Annotated in this window: 10 protein-coding genes and 1 pseudogene; 9 read left to right on the top strand and 2 right to left on the bottom strand. The window is 57.2% G+C overall.

Annotated elements, in window-relative coordinates:
- Both QZ197_RS11950 and QZ197_RS11955 read left to right on the top strand, forming a co-directional pair.
- Window positions 1–1386: ABC transporter permease subunit (locus QZ197_RS11950; protein WP_296432216.1), on the top strand; the 1386-nt coding region annotated here is incomplete at its 5' end.
- Window positions 1379–2011: an ATP-binding cassette domain-containing protein gene (locus tag QZ197_RS11955; RefSeq protein WP_296432217.1), complete on the top strand. Its 633-nt coding sequence runs from the start codon at window positions 1379–1381 to the stop codon at window positions 2009–2011. The genes QZ197_RS11950 and QZ197_RS11955, both read left to right, overlap by 8 nt.
- On the opposite strand, the gene crtC is transcribed toward QZ197_RS11955, so the two are convergent.
- Both crtC and crtD read right to left on the bottom strand, forming a co-directional pair.
- Window positions 2008–2874 carry a carotenoid 1,2-hydratase gene (crtC, locus tag QZ197_RS11960; protein ID WP_296432228.1) on the bottom strand — a complete coding sequence of 289 codons (867 nt, stop codon included), beginning with the start codon at window positions 2872–2874 and terminating at the stop codon, window positions 2008–2010. The genes QZ197_RS11955 and crtC overlap by 4 nt on opposite strands.
- On the bottom strand, window positions 2838–4391 hold the full coding sequence (gene crtD, locus QZ197_RS11965) for a 1-hydroxycarotenoid 3,4-desaturase CrtD (protein WP_296432218.1): 1554 nt from the start codon (window positions 4389–4391) through the stop codon (window positions 2838–2840). The genes crtC and crtD overlap by 37 nt, the downstream gene beginning before the upstream one ends.
- Before the next feature lie 85 nt (window positions 4392–4476).
- Here crtD and QZ197_RS11970 point away from each other — a divergent pair, with 85 nt between their 5' ends.
- The 7 genes and pseudogenes from QZ197_RS11970 to QZ197_RS12000 form a co-directional block, all read left to right on the top strand.
- Window positions 4477–5358, top strand: coding sequence for a polyprenyl synthetase family protein (locus tag QZ197_RS11970; protein ID WP_296432219.1), 882 nt, complete (start codon window positions 4477–4479; stop codon window positions 5356–5358).
- Window positions 5359–5372: 14 nt separating this feature from the next.
- The gene (locus QZ197_RS11975; RefSeq protein WP_296432229.1) at window positions 5373–6506 is read left to right on the top strand and encodes a methyltransferase; all 1134 of its coding nucleotides are present in this window, start codon (window positions 5373–5375) and stop codon (window positions 6504–6506) included.
- A gap of 112 nt (window positions 6507–6618) precedes the next feature.
- Entirely contained in the window at window positions 6619–7557 is a 939-nt protein-coding gene (bchC, locus tag QZ197_RS11980; RefSeq protein ID WP_296432221.1) for a chlorophyll synthesis pathway protein BchC, read from the top strand.
- A complete protein-coding gene (locus QZ197_RS11985) occupies window positions 7554–8558 on the top strand; it encodes a chlorophyllide a reductase iron protein subunit X (protein WP_296432223.1) in 1005 nt (334 codons plus the stop codon). The genes bchC and QZ197_RS11985 overlap by 4 nt, the downstream gene beginning before the upstream one ends.
- The gene (locus QZ197_RS11990) at window positions 8548–8688 is read left to right on the top strand and encodes a hypothetical protein (RefSeq protein WP_296432225.1); all 141 of its coding nucleotides are present in this window, start codon (window positions 8548–8550) and stop codon (window positions 8686–8688) included. Before QZ197_RS11985 ends, QZ197_RS11990 begins: the two co-directional genes overlap by 11 nt.
- Window positions 8678–10279: a chlorophyllide a reductase subunit Y gene (bchY, locus tag QZ197_RS11995; RefSeq protein WP_296432227.1), complete on the top strand. Its 1602-nt coding sequence runs from the start codon at window positions 8678–8680 to the stop codon at window positions 10277–10279. The genes QZ197_RS11990 and bchY overlap by 11 nt, the downstream gene beginning before the upstream one ends.
- Window positions 10279–10621, top strand: a pseudogene (locus QZ197_RS12000) (chlorophyllide reductase subunit Z); the annotation flags it as partial. The gene bchY and the pseudogene QZ197_RS12000, both read left to right, overlap by 1 nt.

Consider the following 10621-nt stretch of genomic DNA (forward strand, 5'->3'; position numbering starts at 1 on the left):
TTACTATCCGTCCCGCACGCGGCGGCGGCCTTTGGTTTGGCGTTTCTGATCGCACCATCTGGTTGGGTGTCGCGTTTGTTTTCGCCTGTCTTGACCGGATGGGACCGGCCCCCTGATTTGTTGATCGTTCAGGACGCGTGGGGTTTGACAATGACCCTTGGTTTGATCGTGAAAGAGGTGCCGTTTCTGTTGCTGATAACGCTCGCGGCACTTGGTCAGACCGACGCAAAGCGCAGTATCACGATTGCGCAGGCGCTGGGCTATGGGCGGGGGACAGGCTGGCTCAAGACCGTATTCCCACGTGTTTATGCGCAGATCAGGCCACCGATCTATGTGGTGCTGGCCTATTCGATGTCGGTTGTGGATGTCGCTGTGATCTTGGGGCCGAACACGCCACCATCGTTGTCGGTGCAGATCGTGAAATGGATGTCCGATCCTGATCTCGCGATGCGGCTTGAGGGGGCGGCGGGTGCGCTATTGCAGCTTTGGCTGGTGGTCGGTGCCTTGGTATTTTGGCGTCTTGGCGAAGTCGTCGTGTCCCACTTTGGTCGCAAATGGATCGCGACAGGTGCGCGTGGGCGGTTTGATCCGGTGGTTGCGAATGTAGCGCTGGTTGCTGGCGCTGGTTCTGCGTTGATCGTGCTGTTTGGTATCGTGGTTCTGGCGATCTGGTCGTTCGCTGGCTTTTGGGGCTTTCCGGATGCCTTTCCAGATGAATTCACCTTGCGCAACTGGATGCGTTTCGGCCCCGGTACGCTGGATGCACTTTACGAGACGGCATTGATCGCCTGCACCGCCGCTTTGATCGCGCTGATTTTAACGATTGGCTGCCTAGAGGCGGAATACCGATATGGTCTGTCATTCAGCCAACGCGCTGTTTGGCTGCTTTATCTACCCCTTTTGATCCCGCAGACAGCATTTTTACCGGGCCTGCAGACGCTTATGCTGAATATCGGCGCGGATGTGGGGCGGGTGCCGGTAATGATTGCGCACTTGGTGTTCGTGTTGCCTTACGTGTTTCTATCCTTGGCTGATCCTTTTCGGGCATGGGATGGACGGATGGGTGTGATCGCTTCAGCATTAGGCGCTAGCCCCAATGGCGTGCTCTGGCGCGTGCGTTTGCCGATGCTCTTGCGCCCTGTGCTGACGGCTTTGGCGGTGGGGCTTGCGGTGTCTGTTGGTCAGTATCTGCCAACGCTCTTGATCGGCGGTGGGCGTGTTGCGACCCTGACAACCGAGGCTGTCGCCCTTGCATCAGGCGGTGACCGCCGTGCGATTGGCGTGTACGGTTTGATGCAAACGGGGGCGGCTTTGATCCCGTTCGCGCTGGCATTGCTGATCCCTGCATTGGCTTGGCGCAACAGACGAGGTTTGCTTCATGGATAAGGGTCTATCCCTGCAAGATGTGACGATTACCAAAGGCGGCGCGCCTTTGTTGTCAGTGTCTCACGACATCGCATCGGGCGAGGTTTTGACCGTGATGGGTCCGTCAGGCGTGGGCAAATCGACCTTGCTGGCCTTTGTCACAGGTACCTTGGCTGCAGATTTCACCGCAACGGGACGGGTCTTGCTGGATGGGCATGACATTACCGATGCAGCGCGGCACCAGCGCCGTGTCGGGATTTTGTTTCAAGACGATCTGCTGTTTCCGCACCTGTCCGTTGGCGCAAACCTTGCCTTTGGACTGCTTGCGGGCGGAACTGCTGCGGCGCGTCAGGACAAGGTCGAAGAGGCGTTGCGCGAAGTCGGTTTGGAAGGTTTCGCAGATCGCGATCCCGCAACGCTATCGGGTGGTCAAAAGGCGCGGATCGCGCTGATGCGGATGTTGTTATCTGAACCCTGTGCGCTGCTGCTGGACGAACCTTTTTCGCGGCTTGACGCAACACTGCGTGCCCAAGTCCGTGAAATGGTGTTTGACCGCGCAAAAGCACGCGGTTTGCCAGTGTTAATGGTTACGCATGACGCCGATGATGCACGGGCCGCGGGTGGCGTGATTATCGAATTGCGCTAACGCCAGCCTTTGCGCCGTGGCACGCGTACCGCCAACATCGGTTTGATCAATGGTGAACGAAACCTGTTTAGATCAAGCGCTTCGTGTACGCCCGTTACGACTTCGCCGTCGATTTGTGTTTGCACAGCAGAGCGGGAATAGAACGGCGCGTCCAGCATTGGCAGCACTTGTTTGGGCATCACACCAGCATCGGCGCGGGTTTCGCGCATAACCTGCCAAAGTGAGCGTTTGAAACGGGTACGGGGTGGGGCGTCAACGGTTTTTGCGCCACCTGCACTGTCAAAGGCAATCGCGGTGTCCAGGGTGCTGCCATCGCGCCGCACCGCGTCATAGATACAGGTCGCCCCTGATTTGGTCGGATAACGGCCCCATGTCCAAAAGCTGAAGTCTTCCTCAAGCGACCGCGTCCCAAAGTTGCTGTCGAAATAGCCGTGGCCGGACCATTGCCAGCCCGTTGCCTCTAGATCGACCTTGATGTCTGACGATGGTGCGAAAGGTCGCCAGATATGTGCGCCATCTGGGGTTAAAGGCAGTTCCACAGACGTCATTGCATGGGGTGTGATTGTGATTTGCCCGCGCACACGGCTGATGATCGGTGGGCCGCTGATCTCGTTGATGTCGATCACCAGCTCTTTGCCATTCCAATGCATGGATGATGGGCCGACCTGCAAAGTGTCGGGTGTCGTGTGCAATGCCGCGCGCCCGCGGTCGGTCATCGTGAAGCGCCCGCCTTTGCCGTAGGTCGCCACATTGATGCAGCAGTGATTGGCCGGATCTTTGCGCCCCGACCAAGCGTACCACGGTGAAAACACCGAGCCGATAAACCCTATGACAGAGACTGCTTTCGTCCCGCAGTCGCTGATCCCGTCAACGTACCACCACGCGTAGCCGTTTGGGGGGACGTCAAGGTGGAAGCATGGTCCGTCATGATCGCCGCGGCCGCGTGCGCTGCGGAGAGCGTCGCCATTGGCACCCCCGCCCCCGGATGCGTCCCGCCCCCGCATAGATAAAGGCCCGCGATTGGCGTCCGTGCCGTCGGGCGTTTGAAGGCTGCTGTCAGGCCATGCGGGCTCCGCCCGTAAAGGGAACCGTTGCTGGCTGGAAACAGTTGATCGAACCCCTGCGGTGTCGTCAGCGCGTCCGGTCCCGGTGTGGGGCTGAACGTCAGGCCGAACTGCTGCAGGCGTGCGAAGATCTGTGTCTGGCATGGTGGCTTTTCCTTGTAGGCGTCGCGGGGAACTGGCGGCCCGTTCATGATAATCTCAAACCGCTGCAGCGCATCTGCGGCTTTGTGTCCGTGGTCTTGGGCGCACATATAAAGGGTCGCGTCGGTTGGCATCTCGCCTTTGGCAAGTGCCGCAAACTCGGCCTTAGGGTCATGCCCGAAAAAGACGGTATGATGGGCCAGATCAACGCCTGATGGCTTGGCCGCGAAGGCATGCACATAGGCGGATAGACTGCGCGGCGAAACTTGATCTTCTTGCACCGCTGCCTTGACGCCTTCACCAAGCATCCCTGCGTGCAGCGCGCGCGGGTCCCCGTTGAACAAAACAATGTCTGCCGGGAAATGCGCATCTGCGGTCTGCACACCCGAAGTGCGTCCGTTTTGCTGGGTAATCCGCGTGGCCTGCGTGTTGTACTGAAACACGGCACCCCGTGCTTCGGCCAATGTTGTGATGCTTTGCGCCAGTTGATGCATGCCGCCTTTTATGGACCAGACGCCCTGCGCCTCGGCTTGCCAAATCAACGAAAGGATCGCGGGGGACGCATAAGGCGACCCGCCGACATAGGTTGCATAGCGCCCGAACAGCTGCGCCAAATGCGTGTTGCTAAAGCTGGATTGGAGCAGTCCCGCCATCGTGCGATGGGGCGCCATATCAAGGATCAGCGCTGGATTGCGCAGGACGGTTTTCGTGACGGCCATTTGGTTAGGGGTTGCCGTGCGCATCATGGGGGAATCGAAAGCCGCAAACAGACGTGCTGCGCGATTGGAGAACTTAGAGAATTCTCGCCCAGCCTTTGCACCAAAAGCGGATGTCACGTTTGCAAGGCTTTGGGCGGGGTCAGCGGAGAGGTCCAGTTTTGTGCCGTCGTCCCAATAGTGACGTGCCAGTGTTTCAAGTGGTTGCAGCGTGACGTGCTCAGACAAGTTTTCACCGACATCGGCAAAAAGCGCGTGGAAGACCGGGCGCATTGTCAGCACGGTTGGCCCTGCATCGACGGGCCCCGCAGGTGACGCCACAGTGCGCATTTTTCCGCCTGCAGCGCTGTGCATATCTAGCACAGTCACATCGCAGCCTTGATGGCTTAGCCGCAAAGCTGCAGCCAAACCGCCGATTCCAGCGCCGATAATTACAATTTTGGGCAGTTGCTGCACCATGTGCATCCTGAATCGATTGTCCCTTTTGATTTACATTGACATATGTAAACTAAAATTGACACTATAGTTTCCAAAGGAGACGCATATGAGAATCTCGGAGCGTATCGATGCAACAATGGCCCGCGCTATTGCGCATGGCCAAGGTGGCGTGGCCCCTGCGAAGCTTGCTTCTGCGTTAGAGTATGCCGTCACCCCGGGTGGAGCGCGGATCAGGCCAACTATTCTCACTTCTGTGGCGATGGCCTGCGGTGACGATCGCCCGCAATTGACCGATGCAGCTGCCGTCGCGCTTGAATTGATCCACAGCGCTAGCCTCGTCCATGATGATTTGCCGTGCTTCGATAATGCCGATGTGCGCCGTGGTAAACCCTCTCTGCACAAGGCCTATTCACAGCCTTTGGCGGTCCTTACGGGTGACAGCCTGATCGTGATGGGTTTTCAGGTTTTGGCGCGCGCAGCCGGAGATACGCCTGCACGCGCGTTAGAATTGATCGATATTCTGGGCACCCGCACTGGTATGCCATTTGGTATTTGCGCAGGCCAGGGCTGGGAAAGCGAAGCGGCGATTGATTTGTCGGCTTATCATCAGGCCAAAACCGGCGCTTTGTTCATTGCCGCAACTCAGATGGGTGCTGTTGCAGCTGGCCAAGATGCAGCCCCCTGGGAAGAACTGGGCGCGCGCATTGGCGAGGCGTTTCAAGTGGCAGATGATCTGCGCGACGCATTGTGCGACGCGGCGACATTGGGGAAACCTACAGGTCAGGACGACCTGCACGGACGCCCAAATGCGGTCGCCGTCTATGGGGTTCAAGGTGCCATCACGCGGTTCGACGATATTCTTGGCGGTGCTATCTCATCAATTCCAGCTTGCCCTGGCGAGGCGGCTCTGGCACAAATGGTGCGTGCATACGCGGACAAATTGGTGCCCGCAGGCGCACGCAGCAGATCGGCAGTGCCCGGCGAGTAATGACAGAACAACATATGACAGATCTGCCTGAACCGCTTCCTCGGGGTGCGGTTAAAACGTCACGTCGCTTTACGCGGCTTATTGCGTCGCGCGCGTTTCAACGTTGGGCTGCACGTTTTCCATTCACGCGGCGCATGGTTCGTTCAGAAGGCGAGGCGATGTTCGATCTTGTGGCAGGCTTTTGCCACAGCCAGCTATTGCAGGCGTTTGTTCGGCTCAAAATGCCGCAACTTTTGCTTAAGCAGGAAATGTCTGCCGCGGCAATTTCAGAAGAAATCGACGTCCCACTTGACCGTTTGCAGGTCCTTTTGGCAGGTTGCACAGCGCTTGGACTAATCAAGCGGCGCCGTGCGGGCCGTTATGCATTGACGACGCGCGGCGCGGCTTTGGCGGGCGTGCCGGGGCTGTCGGGCATGATCGATCACCATGAAATTCTTTACCTTGATTTGGCTGACCCGGTCGCGTTTTTTCGCGGCCATGTTGAAACGGAACTGGCTGAATTCTGGCCATATGTTTTCGGTGCAAAGGGTGCGACTGATCCGCGAACAGTTGCGCAGTATTCGCAATTGATGGCCGACAGCTTGGTTCTGGTTGCCGAAGACACGCTTGATGCGATTGGTTTTGGCAGTGCGCACCGGGTGATGGATGTTGGCGGCGGAACGGGCGCGTTTTTGACGGCGATAGGGCTGGCCTATCCTGATCTATCGTTGACGTTGTTTGATCTGCCTGCAGTGGTTCCCGCTGCGCGTGATAGATTTGAAGCCGCCGGAATCCAGAACCGGACCGAGATTATCCCGGGCTCTTTTCGTGACGAGGGGTTGCCGGATGGCGCTGATCTGATCTCGCTAGTGCGGGTGCTTTACGATCATAGTGATGAAACCGTGGCCGATTTGTTGCGCTCTGTTTATGAGGCCCTTCCGCCCGGTGGGCGCGTCGTGATTTCAGAGCCGATGACAGGTGGCGTTGTGCCCCATCGTGCCGGCGACGCCTATTTTGCCTTGTATTGTATGGCGATGCGTACCGGTCGCGCGCGGTCCGCTGTAGAGATTTCTGATCTTTTGCGCGGCGCGGGATTTGCGGATGTCAAAGCACCATCCACGCGCCGTCCATTTATAACGTCTGTCGTGACGGGTGTAAGGCTAGATTGACACTTTGACTGTCTAAAGTAATTGACACACGCGTGTCTAACGCTACACTCAACCCAACACAGAATGCCCATAGCAAAGATAGCTTTGCAGATGGCATTGGGGAGACAAAGCGTTGGAAACTAAGGCCGTACTCTTATCAGCACCCGGCAAGCTTGGGCTGGATCAGGTGGGAATCATTCCACCCGTGGCTGATGATATTGTGGTCGAAATCCGGCACTCCGGTATTTCAACTGGCACCGAAAAACTGTTCTGGACAGGTGAGATGCCGCCGTTTCCCGGTATGGGTTACCCACTGATTCCAGGCTACGAGGCCGCAGGCGAAGTTGTCGAAGCAGGTGCTGATAGCGGATACCGCGTTGGCGAACATGTCTTTGTACCGGGTGCCAGTTGCTACGAGGGCGCACACGGATTGTTTGGTGCAGCCGCGCAAACGCTGGTCACAAAAGCGTCCCGAGTGACACGGATTGACCGTGGTTTCGGTGCTGCAGGCGCGTTGCTAGCATTGGCCGCGACCGCCCGTCATGCAATGGCTGGCCCGAATAAGGCTGTTCCTGATCTTATTGTTGGCCATGGCGTTTTGGGTCGTTTACTGGCCCGCCTGACTGTCGCTTCTGGCGCGCCCGCTCCTACCGTTTGGGAAGTCGACCCTGTCCGGATGGGCGGTGCTGTTGGCTATGAGGTGACGACGCCTGACTGCGATCCGCGCCGTGACTATAAATCGGTCTATGACGCGTCTGGTCGGGGTGATTTACTCAATGACTGGATTGGTCGTTTGGCCAAGGGCGGCGAGATCGTGCTGGCGGGATTCTATACCGCCCCGATCCAATTCGCGTTCCCGCCTGCCTTTATGAAAGAGGCCCGTTTTCGCATCAGCGCTGAATGGGCACCTGATGACATGACTGCGACCAAAGCACTGGTCGAGGCTGGCACGCTAGAGCTGGCCGATCTGATCACACACCAACAACCCGCCGAACTCGCCAGCGGCGCTTATGAGACCGCATTTACCGATCCTGCGTGTCTGAAGATGATTTTGAATTGGGGAACTGCATGAAAGATGAAATTCCAAACCTGAAGGATTTCGATCAGCGATTGCGCGACGAAGCCAACGAGGAACCGACGCTCGAGGTGCCGCAAGGCGAACCTACGTCCAAAACGCAGATCATTGCGATCTACGGCAAAGGCGGTATCGGCAAATCATTCACGCTTGCGAACCTCAGCCACATGATGGCCGAGATGGGCAAGCGCGTGCTGCTGATCGGTTGCGATCCAAAATCTGATACCACCAGCCTTTTGTTCGGCGGCAAAGCCTGCCCAACGATCATCGAAACCTCTGCCAAGAAGAAGCTTGCTGGCGAAGAAGTCGCTATTGGCGACGTTTGCTTCAAGCGCGGCGGCGTCTTTGCAATGGAACTGGGCGGACCAGAAGTGGGTCGCGGCTGCGGTGGCCGTGGCATTATCCATGGGTTTGAATTGCTTGAAAAGCTGGGCTTTCATGATTGGGACTTTGACTATGTCCTGCTTGATTTCCTTGGCGATGTTGTCTGTGGCGGCTTTGGTCTGCCCATCGCGCGCGATATGGCGCAGAAAGTTATCCTGGTCGCATCCAATGATCTCCAATCGCTTTATGTTGCTAACAATGTCTGCTCGGCAGTCGAATATTTCCGAAAACTGGGTGGCAACGTTGGGGTCGCCGGACTTGTCATCAATAAAGATGACGGATCGGGAGAAGCGCAGGCTTTCGCCAAAGCTGTTAGCATACCTGTCCTTGCTGCAATCCCACAGGACGACGATCTAAGGAAGAAAAGTGCGAACTATGTGATCGTTGGCACGAACGAAAGCCAATGGGGTCCGATGTTTGCTGGTCTGGCTGATGCTGTTGGCATCGCGCCGCCTGTCCGTCCAAACCCGCTTGATCAGGACGGTCTGCTTGGCCTGTTCGACGCGAAAGATACCGGCGGCGACTATCAGTTGGTTCCTGCCACTGACGTCGACATGCGGGGTAAAAATGCTGCGCCCAAGGAAAGTTTGGAGGTCATTTATGATGACGCCTGATCCTCGCAAAACTATTCCCGATGATGTCCGCCGGATGCTGGCTTGCGCAAAGCCAGAACAGATCAAGCGTTTGCTTGCGGATGTTCTGCGCGAAGCCCCTGTAAAGGAGCAAGCTAAATATGACGCATGATACAGGCACCATGGGCTACGAAGTAGGCTACGATGAAGCTGGCAAAGTCCAGATCATCGAAGGTGCGGCGCGTGACGAAACTGCTGAATTGCCTGTGGCAGCGCAGCAAACGGCCCTAGATGGTGGGTGCACCGCTAGTGCGGGCACCATGGAAGCAGCAGCGCGTGCTGCTGGTAAATCTGATATCCTTGATCAATACGCCAAGGACTATCCGCAAGGACCCCACGACCAGCCACAAAGCATGTGCCCTGCGTTCGGATCTTTGCGCGTAGGTCTTCGCATGAAACGTGTGGCCACGATATTGTCTGGTTCCGCGTGTTGCGTTTACGGCCTGACTTTTGTCTCGCACTTCTACGGTGCGCGCCGTTCAGTGGGCTATGTTCCGTTCAATTCAGAGTCCTTGGTGACCGGTAAACTGTTCGAAGACATTCGCGAGAGCGTCCATGATATGGCCGATCCAGATCGCTATGACGCGATTGTCGTGACGAACCTTTGTGTCCCGACTGCGTCTGGTGTGCCACTGCGGTTGTTGCCGCGCGAAATTAACGGCGTCCGGATTGTTGGCATTGATGTGCCCGGTTTTGGTATTCCGACCCATGCAGAGGCAAAAGATGTCTTGGCTGGTGCGATGCTCAAGTATGCCCGTGAAGAAGTGAAAGCTGGCCCAGTTGCTCGCCCTGTTGGCGGCAAGCATGACCGCCCGACCGTGGCGCTGCTGGGCGAGATGTTCCCGGCTGATCCGATGATGATTGGCGCGATGCTGGCCCCGATGGGTCTGGCCGCTGGTCCAGTTGTGCCGACGCGTGAATGGCGCGAACTATATGCCGCCCTTGATTGCGGCGTTGCTGCTGCGATCCACCCGTTTTACACCGCCGCAATTCGTGAATTTCAGGCCGCTGGCCGCAAGATCGTGGGCTCTGCGCCTGTAGGTCACGATGGCACCGCTGCTTGGTTGGCCGCGATTGGTGATGCTTACAACGTGAAGCCTGACCAGATTGCTGCTGCACAGAACGCATTCCTGCCTGCGATCAAAGGTGCGCTTTCGGGTGCGCAGATCAATGGCACGGTGACCGTTTCTGGTTACGAAGGTTCCGAATTGCTGGTCGCTCGTTTGCTGATCGAAAGTGGCGCGGATGTGCCTTATGTCGGCACTGCTTGCCCTAAGACCGAATGGTCGCGCGCTGATGCCGAATGGCTAGCCGCGAAGGGCGTGAAGGTCAAATATCGCGCCTCGCTCGAAGATGATTTGGCTGCTGTTGATGCGATCAATCCTGATTTGGCGATTGGCACGACGCCGGTTGTCCAACATGCCAAGGAACGTGCAATTCCAGCGCTTTACTTCACCAATTTGCTTTCTGCCCGTCCTTTGATGGGACCTGCGGGTGCCGGATCGCTTGCGCAGGTCGTCAATGCGGCGATTGCTGGTAAAGAAAAGATGGACACGATGCGTGCCTTCTTTGAGGGCGTTGGCAAAGGTGACACTGCCGGTGTCTGGGAAGGGTCGCCAAACTTGCGTCCTGATTTCCGTGCCGCACACCAGAAGAAGCTTGATAAAATGGCGCGTGCTGCCAAAGCGCAGGAGATGATCTGATGCTTGTCACTGATCATGATCGCGCGGGCGGATATTGGGGTGCGGTTTACGCATTTTGTGCCGTCAAAGGTTTGCAGGTTGTCATTGATGGTCCTGTGGGTTGTGAAAACCTGCCTGTCACTTCCGTGCTGCACTACACCGACGGTTTGCCGCCGCATGAGCTGCCGATTGTCGTGACTGGTCTTGCCGAAACCGAGATGGGTGAAGGCACCGAAGAAGCGATGAAGCGTGCTTGGAAAACGCTTGATCCGGCGCTGCCTGCTGTTGTTGTCACCGGTTCGATCGCGGAAATGATCGGCGGTGGTGTCACCCCGCAAGGCACGAATATCCAGCGCTTTTTGC

This window comes from Yoonia sp., assembly GCF_017854415.1.
GTDB lineage: Bacteria > Pseudomonadota > Alphaproteobacteria > Rhodobacterales > Rhodobacteraceae > Yoonia.